Origin of the sequence: Streptomyces sp. NPDC047043, assembly GCF_040644055.1 — a bacterium.
GTDB lineage: Bacteria > Actinomycetota > Actinomycetes > Streptomycetales > Streptomycetaceae > Streptomyces.
Genome location: NZ_JBEYVO010000002.1, coordinates 1 through 17,944 on the forward strand (window position 1 = coordinate 1; position 17,944 = coordinate 17,944).

Annotated in this window: 19 protein-coding genes; 10 read left to right on the top strand and 9 right to left on the bottom strand. The window is 72.1% G+C overall.

Annotation, left to right across the window (positions count from 1 at the left end):
- Window positions 1–126: 126 nt before the first annotated feature.
- Together ABZ880_RS03055 and ABZ880_RS03060 are read right to left on the bottom strand one after the other, a co-directional pair.
- On the bottom strand, window positions 127–555 hold the full coding sequence (locus ABZ880_RS03055) for a VOC family protein (RefSeq protein WP_361255917.1): 429 nt from the start codon (window positions 553–555) through the stop codon (window positions 127–129).
- A gap of 67 nt (window positions 556–622) precedes the next feature.
- Window positions 623–1,417, bottom strand: coding sequence for a methyltransferase domain-containing protein (locus tag ABZ880_RS03060; RefSeq protein ID WP_361255920.1), 795 nt, complete (start codon window positions 1,415–1,417; stop codon window positions 623–625).
- A 257-nt stretch (window positions 1,418–1,674) separates the two neighbouring features.
- On the opposite strand from ABZ880_RS03060, the gene ABZ880_RS03065 reads away from it, so the two are divergent.
- Window positions 1,675–2,802, top strand: a complete 1,128-nt coding sequence (locus ABZ880_RS03065; RefSeq protein WP_361255923.1) for a magnesium and cobalt transport protein CorA — start codon at window positions 1,675–1,677, stop codon at window positions 2,800–2,802.
- Between the two features lie 54 nt (window positions 2,803–2,856).
- On the opposite strand, the gene ABZ880_RS03070 is transcribed toward ABZ880_RS03065, so the two are convergent.
- The 3 genes from ABZ880_RS03070 to ABZ880_RS03080 form a co-directional block, all read right to left on the bottom strand.
- Window positions 2,857–3,285 carry a CBS domain-containing protein gene (locus ABZ880_RS03070; protein ID WP_361255925.1) on the bottom strand — a complete coding sequence of 143 codons (429 nt, stop codon included), beginning with the start codon at window positions 3,283–3,285 and terminating at the stop codon, window positions 2,857–2,859.
- A 207-nt stretch (window positions 3,286–3,492) separates the two neighbouring features.
- Entirely contained in the window at window positions 3,493–3,924 is a 432-nt protein-coding gene (locus tag ABZ880_RS03075; RefSeq protein WP_361255927.1) for a PPOX class F420-dependent oxidoreductase, read from the bottom strand.
- A 47-nt stretch (window positions 3,925–3,971) separates the two neighbouring features.
- Window positions 3,972–4,613 carry a uridine kinase gene (locus ABZ880_RS03080; RefSeq protein ID WP_361255929.1) on the bottom strand — a complete coding sequence of 214 codons (642 nt, stop codon included), beginning with the start codon at window positions 4,611–4,613 and terminating at the stop codon, window positions 3,972–3,974.
- Between the two features lie 132 nt (window positions 4,614–4,745).
- Here ABZ880_RS03080 and ABZ880_RS03085 point away from each other — a divergent pair, with 132 nt between their 5' ends.
- From ABZ880_RS03085 to ABZ880_RS03095, 3 genes are all read left to right on the top strand, one after another.
- On the top strand, window positions 4,746–5,441 hold the full coding sequence (locus ABZ880_RS03085; protein ID WP_361255932.1) for a DUF2293 domain-containing protein: 696 nt from the start codon (window positions 4,746–4,748) through the stop codon (window positions 5,439–5,441).
- A gap of 741 nt (window positions 5,442–6,182) precedes the next feature.
- Window positions 6,183–6,662 (top strand): anthrone oxygenase family protein, encoded by a 480-nt coding sequence (locus tag ABZ880_RS03090; RefSeq protein WP_361255935.1) that lies wholly within the window; start codon window positions 6,183–6,185, stop codon window positions 6,660–6,662.
- A 166-nt stretch (window positions 6,663–6,828) separates the two neighbouring features.
- A complete protein-coding gene (locus tag ABZ880_RS03095) occupies window positions 6,829–8,316 on the top strand; it encodes a glutamate synthase subunit beta (RefSeq protein WP_361255938.1) in 1,488 nt (495 codons plus the stop codon).
- Between the two features lie 38 nt (window positions 8,317–8,354).
- Here the strand turns inward: ABZ880_RS03095 and ABZ880_RS03100 are convergent, their stop codons facing one another.
- Entirely contained in the window at window positions 8,355–8,858 is a 504-nt protein-coding gene (locus ABZ880_RS03100) for a carboxymuconolactone decarboxylase family protein (RefSeq protein ID WP_361255941.1), read from the bottom strand.
- A 47-nt stretch (window positions 8,859–8,905) separates the two neighbouring features.
- Here ABZ880_RS03100 and ABZ880_RS03105 point away from each other — a divergent pair, with 47 nt between their 5' ends.
- From ABZ880_RS03105 to ABZ880_RS03120, 4 genes are all read left to right on the top strand, one after another.
- A complete protein-coding gene (locus ABZ880_RS03105; protein WP_361255944.1) occupies window positions 8,906–10,351 on the top strand; it encodes a PLP-dependent aminotransferase family protein in 1,446 nt (481 codons plus the stop codon).
- Window positions 10,352–10,664: 313 nt separating this feature from the next.
- Entirely contained in the window at window positions 10,665–12,794 is a 2,130-nt protein-coding gene (locus ABZ880_RS03110; RefSeq protein ID WP_361255947.1) for a PEP/pyruvate-binding domain-containing protein, read from the top strand.
- Window positions 12,791–13,708: a hypothetical protein gene (locus tag ABZ880_RS03115; RefSeq protein WP_361255950.1), complete on the top strand. Its 918-nt coding sequence runs from the start codon at window positions 12,791–12,793 to the stop codon at window positions 13,706–13,708. The genes ABZ880_RS03110 and ABZ880_RS03115 overlap by 4 nt, the downstream gene beginning before the upstream one ends.
- Before the next feature lie 129 nt (window positions 13,709–13,837).
- Window positions 13,838–14,542 carry a dual specificity protein phosphatase family protein gene (locus ABZ880_RS03120; protein WP_361255953.1) on the top strand — a complete coding sequence of 235 codons (705 nt, stop codon included), beginning with the start codon at window positions 13,838–13,840 and terminating at the stop codon, window positions 14,540–14,542.
- Between the two features lie 7 nt (window positions 14,543–14,549).
- Here the strand turns inward: ABZ880_RS03120 and ABZ880_RS03125 are convergent, their stop codons facing one another.
- From ABZ880_RS03125 to ABZ880_RS03135, 3 genes are all read right to left on the bottom strand, one after another.
- Complete coding sequence (locus tag ABZ880_RS03125; RefSeq protein WP_361255956.1) at window positions 14,550–15,338, bottom strand: SAM-dependent methyltransferase; 789 nt, start codon at window positions 15,336–15,338, stop codon at window positions 14,550–14,552.
- Between the two features lie 63 nt (window positions 15,339–15,401).
- Window positions 15,402–15,656: a DUF397 domain-containing protein gene (locus tag ABZ880_RS03130; RefSeq protein ID WP_361255959.1), complete on the bottom strand. Its 255-nt coding sequence runs from the start codon at window positions 15,654–15,656 to the stop codon at window positions 15,402–15,404.
- Window positions 15,657–16,517 (bottom strand): helix-turn-helix transcriptional regulator, encoded by an 861-nt coding sequence (locus tag ABZ880_RS03135; protein WP_361255962.1) that lies wholly within the window; start codon window positions 16,515–16,517, stop codon window positions 15,657–15,659.
- Window positions 16,518–16,736: 219 nt separating this feature from the next.
- Here ABZ880_RS03135 and ABZ880_RS03140 point away from each other — a divergent pair, with 219 nt between their 5' ends.
- Window positions 16,737–17,372, top strand: a complete 636-nt coding sequence (locus ABZ880_RS03140) for an ATP-binding protein (protein ID WP_361255965.1) — start codon at window positions 16,737–16,739, stop codon at window positions 17,370–17,372.
- Window positions 17,369–17,803, top strand: coding sequence for a hypothetical protein (locus ABZ880_RS03145; protein ID WP_361255968.1), 435 nt, complete (start codon window positions 17,369–17,371; stop codon window positions 17,801–17,803). Before ABZ880_RS03140 ends, ABZ880_RS03145 begins: the two co-directional genes overlap by 4 nt.
- Window positions 17,804–17,944: the final 141 nt, after the last annotated feature.

The window sequence follows — 17,944 nt, forward strand, 5'->3', positions numbered from 1 at the left end:
CCCACGGCCTGGTGGCCGTTTGGGGGGTGCCCCCCGTTTTCTTCGTTCACCTGGTGTGGGGGGGGTTTTCAAACTGCCTCGGGGGGCCCCCGGGTCCGGGGGGCCCACCCCTTTCTCCACCCCCGGCTAGTCGTAGTGCCGGGCCTCGAAGACGTTCCCGTCCGGGTCGCGGAAGTAGAAGCTGCGCCTGGCCTTTCCGCGGGCGCCGTAGGAGTCGTACGAGAACTCCGAGACGGGGACGGCGCGTTCCTCGAGGCGGCTGTGCAGGGTGTCGAAGTCGTCGCCGGGCAGGGCGAGGCAGACGTGGTTGACCGGGTGGCCCGAGCTGTCGGCGGCGCCGGGGAGCATCTTCATGCTCTCCGCCATGGAGTGGGGCATGAGGTCGAGGATGGTCTCGTCGTTGAGCCGCACGGAAGGGAAGGAGACCTTCCCCGCGGCGAACTCGGTGAGCCTCAGGGGCCGCAGCCCGACCGCCTTCTCGTAGAAGTCGGCCGCGGCGACCGGGTCGTGTACCCACAGGACCACATGATCCAGACGTGTCGTGTTGTCCGTCATACTCCCCAGGCTGGTGTCGTCCGCCACGGGCCGCAAGGCTTCGGCCGGGTACCGACGCCCCGCACGACTACGCCTTGCGGCCCCAGGCCGAGATCATCGGAGCTGTCGCCAGGTCCATCCCCCCGGCCTCGACGTTCGCCAGGTGGCGGTCGATGTCCTCGTCCGTGGCGAGGTCCGCGGCGACGAGCTGAGCGCGGATCTGGCGGACGGTGGCGGATTCGAGGGCGGCGCAGGCCGGGGAGGCGAGCGGGAAGTAGGCGTCGGCCTGCACCTGGCGCAGCCCGGCCTCCCGGAGCAGGCGTGGCGCGCGGCGGCCGTAGGAGAGGTCGGCGCCCCGGTCGGCGAGCAGCCGGCGGAAGCCGTTGCGCAGGCGGTTGGCGAGCTGCTGCTCGGGGCCGTGTTCGTCCGGGCAGACCAGGGGCTGGAGGGCGGGGTCGGCGTCCTCGATCAGGATCCGGCCGCCGGGGCGCAGTGCCTTGATCATCGACCGCAGCGCCCGTTCACGGTCCGGCACATGGACGAGCACCAGCCGGGCGTGCACCAGGTCGAAGCCCTCCCCCGGCGGCTCCTCGGCGCCCACATCGTGGACGCGGACGTCCACCGGCGGTCGGGCGACGGAGGCGAGCAGGGACGTGTCGATGTCGCTGGCGACGACCTTTCCGGTCGGACCTACCTTCTTGGCCAGCCAGGACACCACCGAGGTGCCGCCCGCGCCGACCTCCCAGCAGCGCCAGCCGGGGCCGACGCCGAACCCGGCGAGATGGCGGAAGGTCGTGGGGTCGAAGAGGGTGGCGAAGGCGTCGAAACGCTCGTTCGCCTCGCGCTGCCCGTTGTCGAGGAGATACCCGTCGGATCGCGTCATGCCGCGATCATCCCAGTTGCCCGCCTTGTCGGGAGGGGGCGACGCGGCGCCGGGACGAGACGGCGGCGACGACACGGCCGATGTCTTCGCCGGCGAAGCCCGTTGTCCACAGGCGGGAACCAAGCGGAATGCTCTGTTCCCACAGGCTCACCTGCCGCTTACGTGGAACTGGCAGACTGATCCGCCAAGACGCAGGAACACGGCACAGTGCGCCGGATCACGCGTCAGGTCCGGGAGATCCACGCAAGGAGATCCAGATGTCCATGGCAGGGAATCTGCGGAAGGTCACGAGCCTCGGCGGGGTCGGCGGCCTTCGCAAGGTGGCACGGCTGGCCCGGCGACGCCCCCGCGTCGACCTGAGCCACCCGGCCAGGTCCCCGCTGGGCTCCTCGGTGGTCAACTGCGTGACGTACCGGGAGGGTGTGCGGGTGCCCGGCGGCAGCGATCTCGTCGACGCCGTCGAACGGGTGCGCAAGAACGGGGACGGGTTCGTGTGGCTCGGTCTGCACGAGCCGACGGACCAGGAGTTCGCGGGCATCGCCGAGCTCTTCGACCTGCATCCGCTGGCGGTCGAGGACGCGGTCGAGGCTCATCAGCGCCCGAAGCTGGAGCGCTACGGCGAGACGTTGTTCGCGGTGTTCAAGACGGTCTGCTACGTCGAGCACGAGCAGCTCACGGCGACGAGCGAGGTGGTGAACACCGGTGAGATCATGGTGTTCGTCGGCGAGGACTTCGTGATCACGGTGCGGCACGGCAGGCACGGCTCGCTGGGCCCGCTGCGCGAGGGGCTGGAGGCCGACCCCGATCAGCTCGCGAAGGGGCCGGCGGCGGTGCTGCACGCGATCGCGGACCACGTGGTCGACGACTATCTGAACGTCACCGACTCGGTCCAGGCGGACATCGACCAGGTCGAGGCGGACGTGTTCGCGGAGAACGGCGCGCGGGCCGACCCGGGGCGGATCTACCAGATGAAGCGCGAGCTCCTCGAGCTGAAGCGGGCCGTGGTGCCGCTCGCCCGCCCGGTCGAGGACCTGGCGACCCGGCCGATCCGGGTGATCGACCCGGAGATACAGGCCTACTTCCGCGACGTCCTCGACCACCTGATGCGGGCGAAGGAACAGATCGCCTCCTTCGACGAACTTCTCAACTCGATCCTGCAGGCCCACCTCGCGCAGGTCACGGTCGCGCAGAACGAGGACATGCGGAAGATCACGGCGTGGGCCGCGGTGATCGCCGTGCCGACGATGGTCTGCGGGGTGTACGGCATGAACTTCGATCACATGCCGGAGCTGCACTGGAGGTTCGGCTACCCCCTGGTCATAGGCGTGATATCCGTGGCGTGTCTGGCGCTGTACCGCGGCTTCCGGCGCAACGGCTGGCTGTGAGGCGTCGGGCCGACCGGTTCAGCCCGTCCGAGCGGTTCAGCCCGTCCGACCGGTTCAGCGCGTTGTCGTCCTGGCGTAGACGCTGTGAGCGAAGTCGGCGATCTGGTCCTCCGTCAGATGCCGGGCCAGGTCGGCCTCGCTGATCATGCCGACCAGCCGCTTGTTCTCGATGACGGGGAGCCGGCGGATCTGGTGCTCCTGCATCTCGTGGAGCACGTCGCTGACGTCCGCGCCCGCGTCGATCCAGCGTGGGGTTCCGTGGGCCATCTCGCCGGCGGTGACCTTGGCCGGGTCGTGGCCCATGGCCACACAGCCGATGACGATGTCGCGGTCGGTCAGAATGCCGCAGAGCCGCTCGTTCTGGTCGCTGATGGGCAGGGCTCCGACGTTCAGCTCGCGCATCAGCTGGGCCGCGCGGTCCAGCGTCTCGTGGGCGGGGATCCACTGGGCGCCACGGTGCATGATGTCTCCGGCGGTGGTCATGGAATACCTCCCGGTGCCGGGCGGCCGGCGCGGCGCGGGACGCACCGCTGAAACCGGCGCCCTACATTCTCGCCGCGCGGCACGCGCGGTGCACCCGGAACTCGGCGGTAGCAGCGGGGGGGCCGAGAGAGTCTCGCCCCGACGCCCCGACGCCCCGACACCCCGACACCCCGACGCCCACGCGCCAGATGCCCAGGCGCCAGGCACTCAGGCCGAGAACCCCACGATCTTCCGCGGGACGATGCGGATGATCACGCGGACCTCGTCGTCCTTCTCCGCGGGCGGGTCGATGCCGAGGTACTTGTGCGAGAGCTCGTACGGGAGCCGCTTGCCCTCGTCGGGGAGGATCTCGGCGGTGCCGCGGATCTCGACCGAGGTGTAGGGGTTGGCGAGGTCGAAGACCGAGAGGCTGATGCGGGGGTCGCGGCGGAGGTTGCGCACCTTCTGACGTCCGTCGGTGGAGGAGAAGAGCACGGTGTCGCCCTCGCGCTTGATCCAGACCACCGAGTTCTGCGGGGCGCCGTCGGGGCCGAGGGTGGCGACGCTGGCGAAGTTCTTGCCGTCGAGGAGGACGCGGACCGAGTCGGCGAAGGGGACGGGATCAGCAGCGGGGACGGGATTGCTCGGGGAGGTCGTCATGGGACCAGGTTAACTACATGCACGCGCATACAAAAGAGGTTTTCCGATCAACCCCTCCACGCCGGGTGACGCGGATCGTCGGTGCGCACCAGGACGTCGGCCGCGGCGGCCGGGTCGGTCTCGGCCTCGTAGCGCTCGTAGGCGGGGAGGGTCCAGTGGTCGGACTCGGGGGTGCGGCGGCGCAGCGCGCCGGGTGAGAGGAGGAGATGGACGGTCAGGTCGAAGGGGAACCAGTGGCGCAGCAGGAGGGGGCCGTGCAGCAACAGGAAGCCGCCGGGCGGGAGTTGGACGTAGGGGCTGCGGGTGGCGCGGTCGGTGACCGGGTCCCACAGGTCGGGCAGGACGCGTCCGTCGCCGCCCGGTTCGAGGGGGCCGAACACCTCGCGCCACAGGGCGCCGGTGTCCAACCAGCCGTCGTAGAACGAGTCGATGTCCTGGTGGCCGTATTCCAGACGGAGCGAGGCGGGTCGCAGGAAGCCTTCCGCACCGACGGTCAGCGAGGGGCGGCCGCGTATGCGCAGCGCCTCGGCGACGCGCTCGGCGAGGTCGCCCGGGCGGGCCGCGGGAGCGCCGTCGAAGGCGATGCGGGGCCAGGGACTGCCGTCGGCCGGCTTCAGGTCGAGCAGACGCTCGGCCAGGAGGTCGCCGAGCCGGTCCCAGGTGATCGCTTCGAGTCGCACACGGCCCATGATGCGTCAGCCGCAGGCCGGGGTGCGCCCCGGCCCGGCGGTGGGGCGATGTGCGGGAGTGGTGGCAGCCGAGGACGCAGAGGGCGTGATTTCGCGGTAGTCCGGAGTGCCTGCAGGGGGAAGGAAACACCTATGGCACGTCTCGCAATTCCCCCGCCGCGCACCGGGATTCTTGTCTTTCAGCCGCTCAAGAGACGGCACTGCGGGGACTGTCATGCGGGGCCGCTGCCGCTGCTGGTGCTCGAAGAAGGGGCGCCGCGGTGTCTCGACTGTGCCGACCTCGGGCATCTGGTGTTCCTGCCGCGCGGGGACACGGCGCTGACCCGGCGGGCGCGGGAGGAGAGTGCGCTGTCTGCGGTGGTGGTGCGGTTCAACCGGCGCAAGGGGCGCTACGAGCGGCAGGGCGTCCTGGTCGAGGAGGCGGGGCTCGCGCGGGCCGAGGAACGGTGCCTGGCGGACGCGGAGGCGCGGCGGCGACGCCGGGTGCGGGACGCGCGGCGGCGGGCCGCGGAGGACGTGCGGTTCGGGGAGGCCTTCGCGGCGGAGATACGGCGGCTGTTTCCCGGGTGCCCCGAGGAGCGGGCGCGGGCCATCGCCGGGCACGCGTCCGTGCGGGGCAGCGGGCGGGTGGGGCGGAGTGCGGCCGGGCGGGCGTTGTCGGAGACGGCCGTGGTCTCGGCGGTCGTGGCGTCCGTACGGCATCTGGACACGCCGTACGACCAGTTGCTGATGAGCGGGGTGCCACGGCACGAGGCGCGGCGTCGGATCGGGCCGGGGGTGGAGACGGTGCTGCGGGGGTGGCGGGCGGCGGGAGAGGAGGTCGGTTGACGATCGGCGACCGGGCGGCGGGCGGCAGCACAGGGGGCCGGTTGACGAACGGCAATCAGGCCGCCAGCAGCACAGGAGGCCGGCTACCGAACGGCAATGGGCAGCAGGCAGAAGCGCAAGGGCCGGTCGAAGAAGGGCGATCGGGGGCAGGCAGCAGCACAGGAGGCCGGCCAAGGAAGGGCGATCGGGTGGCTGGTGACAGGAAAGAGGGCCGGTCGACGAAGGACGATCGGATGGCGGGCGATGGGAGAGGGGGCCGGTTGACGAAGGGGGATCGGGCAGCGGGCGATCGGAGAGGAGGCCGGTTGACGAAGGACGATCGGGCGGCGGGCGATCGGAGAGGGGGCCGGTTGACGAAGGGGGATCGGGCGGCGGGCGATCGGAGAGGAGGCCGGTTGACGAAGGACGATCGGACGGCGGGCTGCGGTCGCACTCGCGGCAGGACCGCGGCGGATGTCTGGACGCTCGCGTATTGGACGGCGGCTCCCCGGACACTCACGCACGGGACGGCGGCGGCTCCCCGGACACTCACGCACGGGACGGCGGCGGCTCCCCGGACATTCGCGCACGGGACCCCGGTGGCTCCCCAGGCACTCGCGCATGGGTCGGCGGCGGTCATCTGGACGCTCGCGCATGGGGCCGCGTTCTTCGGCCATGGTCAGTGGGGGCGCGGCGAATTTCACTTGTGGGGACGGGAGGTGCCGGGGAAGATCTCGGCTCGATACGGGGAGTTGACCTGACGTGATCGATGGGCCGTATTTCTGGCTGACCGTGTTGGGAGTGCTCGGGACCGGTCTGGTGGCCGGCGTCTTCTGCGGGTTCTCGACATTCGTGATGAGGGGGCTCGCCGCGCTGCCGCCGGCGCAGGGTGTCGCCGCGATGAACGCGATCAACGTGACCGCGGTGATGCCGGCGTTCATGCTCGTGTTCGTGGGGTCGGCGGTGCTGTGCGCGGTGATAGCCGTGGTGACGTTCGTGCTGTGGCCGGACGACGGGCGGGTGGCGCTGCTGCTGGGCAGCGCACTGTATCTGTTCGGCTCGTTCGGGGTGACCATGGTGGCGAACGTGCCGCGCAACGACGCGCTGCTGAAGCTGGACCCGGGCACTCCGGAGGCCGCCGCGTACTGGCCGGCGTATGTGCGCGAGTGGACGTTCTGGAACCACGTCCGGATGGTCGCCTCGGCCGGTTCGGCGGTGGCGTATGTGCTGGCGCTGACCTGAGAGGGCGCTGAGAGGTTCCGGGTGAGGGCTGGGGGAATCCTGAGAAGAGTGGGCGGAAAGCGCTGTCCGTCCACTCTGCGCGGGTGGCCGAGGAGTCGTATCGTGGCCGAAAGAGTGCCGCCCGATGACGCACGGCTCGTCGTACGCGTAGGCAAGGAAGACGGCCATGGCCGATCCCAAGGGATTCATGACCACGCCCCGCCGGGAGTGGCCCCGCCGTCCGGTCGAGGAGCGGGTCCGGGACTGGGACGAGGTGTACGTGCCCGGGGCGTTGCTGCCCATCATCAACAAGCAGGCCGACCGCTGCATGGACTGCGGCATACCGTTCTGCCACGACGCCTGCCCGCTCGGCAATCTGATCCCCGAGTGGAACGACCTGGTCAGCCGGGACGACTGGCGGCAGGCGGCGGACCGGCTGCATGCGACGAACAACTTCCCCGAGTTCACGGGCAGGTTGTGTCCCGCGCCGTGCGAGGCGGGGTGTGTGCTCGCCATCAACCAGCCCGCGGTCACCATCAAGAACGTCGAGGTGGCCATCGCCGACAAGGCCTGGGAGCTGGGGTTCGCGCCGCCGCGGCCGCCGGACCGGTTGTCCGGGCGGACCGTCGCGGTGATCGGGTCGGGGCCGACCGGGCTGGCGGCGGCGCAGCAGTTGACCCGGGCCGGGCACACGGTCGCCGTGTACGAGAAGGACGACCGGCTCGGCGGGCTGATGCGGTACGGCATCCCCGAGTTCAAGATGGAGAAGCACCATCTGGAGCGGCGGATCGAGCAGATGCGGGCCGAGGGGACGAAGTTCCGTACGTCGACGGCAGTCGGGCGGGACGTCGGGGCGGCGGAGCTGCGGGCGCGCTACGACGCCTTGGTGATCGCGACCGGGGCGACGGCGTGGCGTGAACTGCCCGTGCCAGGGCGGGAGTTGGCCGGGATACAGCAGGCGATGGAGTATCTGCCACTGGCCAACCGGGTGCGCGAGGGGGACATGGAGAGTTCACCGATGTCCGCCGCCGGGAAGCACGTCGTCATCGTCGGCGGCGGCGACACGGGGGCGGACTGTCTGGGCACCGCGGTGCGTGAAGGGGCCGCGTCCGTCACGCAGTTGGACATCTACGCCCAGCCCGGCGCCGATCGCGACGAGGACGCCGAGCCCTGGCCGACGTATCCGAAGATCTACCGGCTGTCGGCCGCGCACGAGGAGGCGCGTGAGCTGGAGACCGCGCCGGCGGCGGACGCGGACGCGCGGCTGTTCGCGGCGTCCACGCTCCGCTTCACCGGCGACGAGAGCGGGCACGTGCGGTCGTTGCATCTCGTCGAGGTCGACGCGGCCCGGCGGCCGGTGGAGGGCACCGGGCGGACGTTGCCCGTCGACCTCGTGCTGCTCGCGCTCGGTTTCTCCGGGCCCGACCGGAAGGACGGGCTGATCGACCAGTTGGGGCTGGCGATGGAGGCCCGCGGGACGATCACGCGGGACGCCGGGTTCACGACGAGTGTGCCCGGCGTGTTCGCCGCGGGGGATGCCGCCCGTGGACAGTCCCTGATCGTGTGGGCGATCGCGGAGGGGCGGGCGGTGGCGGCGGCCGTCGACCGCTATCTGACGGGGAGTTCGCGGCTGCCGGCGCCGATCGGGCCTTACGACCGGCCGATGACCGTGTAGCCAAGGGCCGAACTGGGCGGCGGCAGCGGCACGTTGGGTCAGCGTCGCCGCTCGTCGGTTCCGGCCACCTTCGCCGTCGACAGGGCCACCCGGTTCCATGTGTTGATCGTGAGGATCAGGGACAGGACATGGGCCAGTTCCTCCTCGTCGAAGTGGGCGGCCGCCTCTGCGTAGACCCCGTCCGGGACGCCGCCGTCGGCCACCAGTGTCACCGCCTCCGTCAGGGCGAGGGCCGCCTGTTCCCGCTCGGTGAAGAAGTGGCGGGCCTCCCGCCAGAGGGCGACCATGTGCAGCCGGTCCTCGCTCTCACCGGCCTTGCGGGCGTCGTTCGTGTGCATGTGAAGGCAGTACGCGCAGTGGTTGAGGTGCGAGGCGCGGATCTGGATCAGTTCGACGAGGGCCGGGTCGAGGCCCTCGCGGGCGGCGGCGTCGAAGCCGATCAGGGCGCGGAAGACCTTCGGGGCGGACTTCGCGAAGTCCAGACGGGTCGTCGTCTCGGTGGTCGTGGCCGTCGTCGCGTTCGTGTTCGTGGTCGTCGTCATGTGCTTCAACCTACGGGGCTTAAAGACCCACTGTAGGGTGCATTTCCATGGCGAAATCGTGGGTCAATTCCGCCGAGCGGATCGGGGCCGACCTGCATCTGGAGCTGGCCGGGTCGGGTGGGCGGCGGGCCGCGCTCATCGGGGCGTTGCGCGAGGCCGTGCGCAGTGGGCGGCTCGCTCCCGGCACCCGGCTGCCGCCGTACCGCTCGCTCGCCGCGGACCTCGGCGTGGCCCGCAACACGGTCGCCGACGCGTACGCGGAGCTGGTCGCGGAGGGCTGGCTCACCGCCCGTCAGGGCTCGGGCACCAGAGTCGCGGAACGTACCGAACCCCTGCGACACGCCGCCCGAGTGCCCGAGAAGGCACCTCCACGCGCGCGTGGCCCCCGGCACGATCTGCGCCAGGGCACCCCGGACGCGTCCGCGTTCCCGCGTGCGGCCTGGCTCACCTCCTACCGGCGGGCCGTTCAGCAGGCGCCCAGCGAGGTGTTCGGGCCCGGCGACCCTGCCGGCCGCGTCGAACTGCGTGAGGCCCTCACCGAATACCTCGCACGGGCGCGTGGCGTACGCACCGAGCCGGACCGGATCGTGATCTGCTCCGGCTTCGCGCACGCCCTGCGGCTGCTCTTCGGCGGCCAGGATCGCGCCCGGAGCCGCGTCCTCGGGGGACCGCTGGCGGTGGAGGCGTACGGACTGCCCTTCCACTGGGAACTGCTGGCCGCCGCGGGCGTACGCACCGTACCGATCCCCCTGGACGAACACGGCGCCCGCGTCGACCGGTTGGCGCGCGAGCGGACCGTACTGCTCACTCCCGCGCACCAGTTCCCGACCGGCGGCCCGCTGCACGCCACCCGCCGCGCCGCCGTGATCGACTGGGCACGCGCGCGTGGCGGCGTGATCGTCGAGGACGACTACGACGGCGAGTTCCGCTACGACCGCAAGCCCGTCGGCGCGCTCCAGGGCCTGGACCCCGAGCGGGTGATCCACATCGGCTCGGTCAGCAAGAGTCTGTCGCCGGCGCTGCGGCTCGGGTGGATGGTCCTGCCGGAGCGGTACGTCGGCGACGTCCTCGCGGCCAAGGGCGAGCGGGAGGCGTGGGCGAGCGTCCTCGACCAGCTGAGCCTGGCGGACTTCATCACCAGTGGGTCGTACGACCGTCATGTGCGGCGCATGCGGCAGCGGTACCGGAGCCGGCGCGACCGCCTCGTCGCCGCGCTCGCCGAGCACGCGCCGTACATCGAGGTCACCGGGATCGCGGCCGGCCTCCACGCGGTGCTGCGGCTGCCGCCCGGCACCGAGCGGTCCGCGGTCCGGGCCGCGGCGTGGCAGGGCATCGCCCTGGACGGCCTGGCCGCCTTCCGTCACCCTCAGTCGCCGGAGACGGACATGCCGGCCCGCGACGGAATCGTCGTCGGGTATGCGACGCCCTCCGAGCATGCGTACGGGGCGGCGCTGGACGCGCTGTGCCAGGTGCTGCCGCCCGGCCCCCTGTAGGCCGCGCGGGCTGCCTCGTACTGCGGCAGCACACCGCAGCTCCTCCGCGGGCAGGACGGGGCGCGGGCACGTCGTCCGACGGCAGGAGGGGGCCCTCCTCCCGCCTCAGGAAATCTCCTCACACATGTCCGAAAAGTGGCTTACGGGCTACATGGATCGGAACAGCGGTGGGATCATCGACAACAGGAGGCGTGCTGTCGTCGTACCCGGAACCGGACCGGCAGCGGCTCGCCCCCATCCTTCGTTTCGCCGTCAGGCGCAGGGCCACCCCCGCGCGTCCCCCCTGTTGGCGGTCGGTCCTGGAGGGTGCTCGATGACGACGCTCGACGAACGTCACGGAGAGGGTGCACGCGACGGGGAAGGCCGTGGGGGCGAGACGGCCCTCGGCCTGGTCGAGGGCCACGGCCCGGTCACCGTCCCGCTGACCGAGCCCGGCGCCGCACTCCCGCGACTGGCAGGGTCCAAGGCCGCGAACCTCGCCCGCGCGGCCCGCGCCGGACTGCCGGTGCTCCCCGGCTTCGTGATCCCGGAGGGAGGGGACGGCGACACGGTCGCCCTGCGGCGCGCCTGGCACGAGCTGTCCGAGGGCGGTGTCCGCCCCCTGGTCGTGCGGTCCTCGTCGCCGCAGGAGGACATGGCGGAGTCGTCGCTGGCGGGCCGGTTCGCCTCCGTGCTCGACGTACGCGGCTGGCGGGCCTTCCGAGCGGCCGTGCAGACCGTGCTGGACTCGGCGCACCGGCCCGACGGGGCGACGGCGCCCATGGCCGTGCTCGTCCAGCCGATGCTCGCCGCGCAGGTGGGCGGGGTGCTGTTCGGCGCCGACCCCGTCGAGGGGCGGGCCGACCGGATGCTGGTGAGCGCGGTGCGCGGTGGTCCGCACAGCCTGGTCAGCGGAGCGCAGTCCGGCACCAACTACTGGCTCGGCGCGCGCGGACGGCTGCTGCGGACGGAGCCTGAGGACGCCGGCCCGCTGCTCATGCGTTCCGAGCTGGCCCGGCTGGCGCGGCTCGCGCGGCGCGCCCGGCGGGTCTTCGGCGGACCGCAGGACATCGAGTTCGGGTTCGACGAGGACGGGCGGCTGTGGCTGTTCCAGAGCCGCCCGATCACGGCGATGGCGGCGCGGCCCGCGCGCGGGACGCGGCTGCTGGGGCCCGGCCCGGTCGCGGAGACGCTGCCCGGGCAGCTGGCGCCGCTGGAGGAGGACCTGTGGGTGGCGCCCATGGCCCGCGGGCTCGCGGCCGCGCTGGACATCGGGGGCAGCGTGCCGCGCCGACTGCTGCGGACGACGCCGGTGGTCACGACGGTCGGCGGGCGGGCCGCCGCCGACCTGCGCCTCCTCGGCACGGCACCACCTCCGCACCGGTGGCTCGCGCTGCTCAACCCGGCGCCGGGCGCCCGCCGGCTCGGGGCGGCCTGGCGGCTGGGCCGGCTCACCTCGGCGCTGCCCGGCCTGGCGACGGACCTGGTGGCGGACGTCGACCGCCGCCTGGCGCAGACGCCGGCGCCCGCCGCACTCCCCGCCCCCGCCGTGGCCGCGGAGCTGCGCTGGACCCGCCTGGTCCTCGTGTCCCTGCACGCCCAGGAGGCCCTCGCGGGTGCCCTGCTGCGGGAACCGCCCAAGAGCCGCACGGCGGCGGGTACCGCGCTGACTTCCCTGGCCCAGGCCCGCGCCCACGGCATGTCGGACGACCGGGCGGTCGCCGCCGACCCGGTGATCCTCACCCTCACTGCACCGAGCCTGCGGGGCCGGGGACAGCTGCCGCGCACGGTGCTGCCGAGCCGGGAGAGCGGACTACCTCCCACCTCCCGGCCAACCGCCGCCCGCCCCCTCCCACAAGCAGGAAACCCCCACCGCTCCCCCACAACCCCCCTCCCGCCCCGCGAAGCCCTCCGCCTCCGCATCCGTTGGGTGCAGGAACTGCAGGTCCGGCTGGTGCGGGAGGCCGCCCGGCGGGTGGAGCTCGACCTGGAACGCGTCGGCTTGCTGCGCTGGCGGGAGCTCGTCGCCGTCCTCGACGGCGGGGCGCTGCCCGACGACCTCCACGCGCGCGTGCCGCCGCCCGAGTCGCCCCCGCTGCCGGACGCCTTCCGCCTCGCGGAGGGCAACGTGGTCGCCGAGCGGGGCAACGGCCGCGGCGACGGCGTACGGGGCGTGTCCGGCGGGCGGGCCGTCGGGACGGTGTGGGACGGGACGGAGCCCCGGCCCTCGGACCCGGTGCTCGTCGTGCGCACGCTGGACCCGGCGCTCGCCCCGCTGCTGCCCGGCCTCACCGGCCTGGTCGCGCAGACCGGCAGCCCGCTCTCCCATCTCGCGGTGCTGGCAAGGGAGTTCGGCCTCCCGGCGGTCGTCGGCGCCACGGACGCCGTACGCCGCTTCCCGCCCGGCTCCCGCATCGCCGTCGACGGGACGACCGGTGACCTACGGCCGGGTGGCGCGTCATGAAGAAGCTCGTCTACGTCTTCGGAGGGCTGGCCGCGGCCGGGGCGGGCACGTATCTCGTCATCTACCTGTACCGGTGGCAGTGGCAGCGGGCCATGCTCTGCGGGGTGCTGCTGCTGGTCGTCGAGGTGATGCTGTTCGGCCTGGTGACACTGGGGCGGCTGGGCCGGATCGAGGAGCGGCTGCGCGACACGGACCGGCGGCAGCGGGAGCTGACCGCCCGGCAGGAGGACGCGCTGGCCCGGCTGCGGCAGCCGTCCGCGGACCACGAGGAGGCGCGGTTCCGCTGGCTGGAGGACCCGGCGGACCGTACGTACGTCTTCGTACCGGTGCTGATGGTCACCGGCGTCCTGCTGTCCGGGCTCGCCTGGGTGGTGCAGCGGATCGCGTCGGCGACGGCCCGGCCGGCCGAGCGGCGGCTCGCCGGGCGGCTGACCGTGCTCACCGCGCCCGACCCGGTGGCCCACGACGACCTCGAGGACATGCCGCCGCTGATCGCCCCGCCCTCGCCGCGCCGCACCGCGCGCGTGGCCGCCGTCGGCCTCGTGGCCGTCGCCCTGCTCGGCGCGCTCGTCGTGGGGCTCGCCGACCTCACCCAGACCCGGGACGAGAGCCGGAACGACAGTGCGGCCACCTCCGTGATCCTCAAGGTCGACCTGCGGGGCCCGGACATGTCGGCCGAGCGCCGGTCGCTGGCCGCGCTGCAGGTGTGGGAGCGCTGCCGGGACTCCACGTCCGTGCCGCTGAGCCACGCGACCCTGGGGGATCTGCAGGACGGCGTGTTCGCCGGTGTCGTACGGCCCGCGCTCACCGGCCACGACCGGATGCGGCTGCGCGGCTGCCTGGAGGACGCGACCCTCGAGTACGCCCATCTGACGGTGGTCGGCATCGGCGACGCGGACACGGACGACGACTGACCGTCCGATCGCTCCGCGCGGTCCACGGTCCATACGGTCCACATAAACCTACGTACACGGACAAGACGGCCAATAGGGGCACGGGCTACCATGCCAGAGCGCCCACGTCCCCTAGTCCCCCGGGTCGCCATGGCTGTTCTCACCGCATCGCTCCCCCGTCCTGCCCTGCGCAAGCGCCCTCTCCCGCGGCGCGCGCTGCGTGTCCTCATCGCACTGGTCGTGGGATACGTGGTGCTCTGGGCCACCGGCGCGGGAGGCATCATGGCCCTGTCGTACTTGGTCAGGGAGGACACCCCGGCACCGCCGGGCACCCGCACCGTGCAGGGCGTCCACCACTTCCAGCCGGTCGACGCCGACGGCCGCCTGTGGCGCGGCGCCGCTCCGTCTCCCGCCGGGTACGGGGCACTGGCGGGCATGGGCTTCACCACGGTCGTCGACCTGCGCGCCGAGGACCTGAGCGCGACCCAGCTCGCCGAACCGCGTAAGGCCGGCCTCGATGTCGTACGTCTGCCCATCCGGGACGGGCAGACGCCGAAGCCCGAGCAGGTACGGCGGTTCCTGAACGTGGTCGCGCAGGCCTCCGGGCCGGTGTTCGTGCACTGCGGTGCGGGCGTCGGCCGTACCGGCACGATGGCGGCGGCCTATCTCGTCGAGACCGGACAGCAGTCGCCGTCGGCGGCGGTCCGGCGCAATCTCGCGGTCGGACCGCCGTCGATCGAGCAGATCTACTACGGGCTGAGCCTCGGTCCGGGGCGGACGGCGCAACCGCCGTTGCCGGTGGTGGCCGTCAGCCGGCTGGTGGACGCACCGCGCCGCATGTGGTCCTGGCTCTGAGACCGATCTACGGCTTCCGGGCCACCGCCCCGTAGCCCGGGATCACCCCGTCGTCCTGCCCGGGGACCGGCTCCCCCAGCTCGGGATGCCACAACTGCGGCACCTCGATGCCGGGTTCGACCAGTTCCAGGCCGTCGAAGAAGCGGCTGAACTCCTCGCGGGAGCGCAGCGCCAGCGTGACGCCGGCGGCCTTGAGCTTCTCGGTCGCCGCCTTGGACTCCTCGGGTGTGAAGTCGGCGGTCGCGTGGCTGACCACCAGGTAGCTGCCACTGGGCAGTTCGGACAGCAGTCTGCGGACCAGTTCGTGCGCGCCGTCCTCGTCGGAGACGAAGTGCAGCAGCGCGACGAGGGACAGGGCCACGGGACGGCGGAGGTCCAGGATCTTCCGGGCGCCTTCGAGGACGGCGTCCGGGTCGCGGACGTCGGCCTGCAGATACTCCGTCACGCCCTCGTCGGTGCCCCGCAGCAGGGCGGCGGCGTGGGCGAGCACGATCGGGTCGTTGTCGCAGTAGACGACGCGGGCGTCGGGTGCGATCTCCTGCGCGATCTGGTGGAGGTTGGGCTCGGTGGGTATGCCGGTGCCGACGTCGAGGAACTGCCGGACGCCCTCCTGGGCCAGCCGGCGGGTGGCCCGACGCATGAACGCCCGGTTGACTCGTGCCATCACCGGCACGCGCGGGTCGAGGGCGAGCATTTGCCTGCCCATCGCCTCGTCGACGGGGTAGTTGTCCTTGCCGCCGAGGTACCAGTCGTACATCCGCGCGGGATGCGGCTTGCTGGTGTCGATCTCAACCATTAATCGAGTGCCTGTCAATTCAGTACCAAACCAAGGGAGTTGAGCGAGCGTCGGACCATCACGTCACGACAGCAGGAAGTCCGCCTCCCCCGCCTTGGCGCCCTCGATGAACGCGGTCATCTCGTCGGTGGTGTAGATCAGCGCCGGCCCGTCCGGGTCGGTGGACTGGCGGACGGCGATGCGGCCGTCGGCGAGCTTCATCGCCTCCAGGCAGTTTCCGCCGTTGCCCCCGCTCCACGGCTTGTGCCAGCCCTCGCTGCCCAACTCCCGCGCGGGCATGCCGTTGTAGACCTGTTTGCGCGGCTTGATGCGTTCCATTCACAGCTCCTTGCGGAGATCCCGGAGGATCTCCTTCGTGCGATGTGCCGTAGCAGCCTGGGCCGCCATGCGGTCCATGACCTCGAGGTGGGTCGCCACCTCGGCGCGCGCGTCGAGGTAGACGGCGCCGGTCAGGTACTCGCTGTAGACCATGTCCGGCAGTTCTGACATGGCAAATCGGAACAGCACGAAGGGCCCGTACGTGCCGGGGTGCGGCCCGTTGGCGAACGGTGCGACCTGCAGGGTCACGTTGGGCAGCTTCGTGGCCTCGAGCAGCCTGTCGACCTGGGCACGCATCACCTCCGGGCCGCCGACCGGGCGGCGCAACGCGGTCTCGTCCATGACGGCCCAGAAGCGGGGCCCGTTCTGACGGGTGAGCAGTTCCTGGCGTTGTATGCGCAGGGCGACATGGCGCTCGATGTCCTCGGGACTGGTCTGGCCGACCGCGCCCGACAACAGGACTCCGCGCGCGTAGTCCTTGGTCTGCAGCAGGCCGGGGACGAAGTGCGGGTCGTAGGAGCGGATGAGGGAGGCCGCGCCCTCCAGGCTGACGTACATGGAGAACCAGCCCGGCAGGATGTCGTGGAACCGCTGCCACCAGCCGGGTTTGTTGGCCTCCTCGGCCAGCCGCACGAAGTCCTCGGCCTCCTCCTCGCCGACTCCGTAGGACTTCAGCAGCAGTTGGAGGTACGGGATCTTGAAGGCGACCTCGGCCATCTCCATACGGCGGACCGTGGCGGGGGCGACGCGGAGGATGCGGGCGGCCTCCTCGCGCTTGAGGCCCGCACGCTCCCGCAGGTCCAGCAGACGGCGCCCGAGGACGACCTGACCGACCGTCGGCGCGGACCGCGGTTCGCTCACGCTCCACCTCCAACGAAGTCCACCAGCATGCTGACAGCCATACGGCGCCATTCGAAGACCTATTCGAAGATCTGTACGAGTCCGTACGGATCTCCGTTGATCCCAACTGGCGCCGCTCGACGTGCTGTTGCGAGCAGTGTGCCACGGCATTTCACCGCGTCACACAGCACTCTGCATTTTTCAGAGTGACACTTGCCAAGTGTTCACGGCGGGGCGATAGTGGCAAGCGTGATTCCGTCCGCGCCCTTAGGAACAGACGCTGTCGAAGGCCACCGCCAGGGCTTCGGCGCAGCCGCGGGAGCAGGCCCCGACCAGGCCGCTGCCGAGCGCCGGTTCCGCTTCGAGCTGGCCGCACATCCGGGCTCTCCCGCGCAGGCCAGACGCCTGGCGAGGGCCCGGCTCGCCGTGTGGTCGGTGTGCGAGGACATCCGCGACACCGCGGCTCTGGTCGTCTCCGAACTGGTCACCAACGCCCTCGTGCACACGGCGAGCAGCCGCATAGTCTGCGAGCTGCACGACGGCGAGGACCAGGTGCGCATAGCCGTGCGTGACGAGGGCTGCTCACCGGGTGAGCCCCATCCGTCGCGGGCGCGGCCCGAGGAGGAGCACGGGAGGGGGTTGCTCCTCATCGATGCCCTCTGTGACGCCTGGGGCGCCCACGAGCACGGGCCCGGTCTGCTGGTCTGGGCCCAGCTGCCACGCAAGGCGGACACTCCGCGTCACGACTGCGGGCCCTGCAACGACCTGGGCTGGGGAGCCCGCCCGAAACCCGGTCCCGCCGGCGGTTCGGGCGACGAGGACGAGGCGGAGGCCCGGCACGACTTCGCGGGCGACCGGGACGGGGGGCGGTCGTGAGGAGCGCGTCCGGCGGCCGGGTGCTGAACCTGGACACGCTGGTCCGCCTGCGGCGCGAGCTGCACTCGCCGGGCACTCCCCGGCGGCTGCCCGTGCCCGAGGGCATGACGGCCCCGCTGGGCTGCGACGCGGTGGCGGTGCCCGCCCGCTTCGGCCCGCTGGTGCTGCCGCGGCTGCCGCGCGTGGGGTGCGTCTACGCCGACCGGGCGCACTGGTGGTGGCTCGTCCCGTCCGACTCCGACTACGCACTCGAGTGGCCGGCGCCCGCTCAGTACGCCGCCGGGGCGATTGTTCCGGACGCCCCGGCGGTCCCCGACCTCATCCACCGGCCGACCGGCACCTTTCCGTACACCCCGCCCATCCCGCTGTATCTGGCGCTGTGCCGGGTGACCGGTACGACGCCCTCCTGGTCGCGGCCCGTGGTTGCTTAGGCCCTTCGTGGTTGCGTAAACATCGCGCCGTTGCAGGCCCTGTCGCAAGGCGTACGCCCGCGCGCTCACCCCCCTCCGACATGCGCCCTGCCCCCGAGGACCCGGCCCCGCGATAGTGGCCGTTCGTCGACATGGCGACGC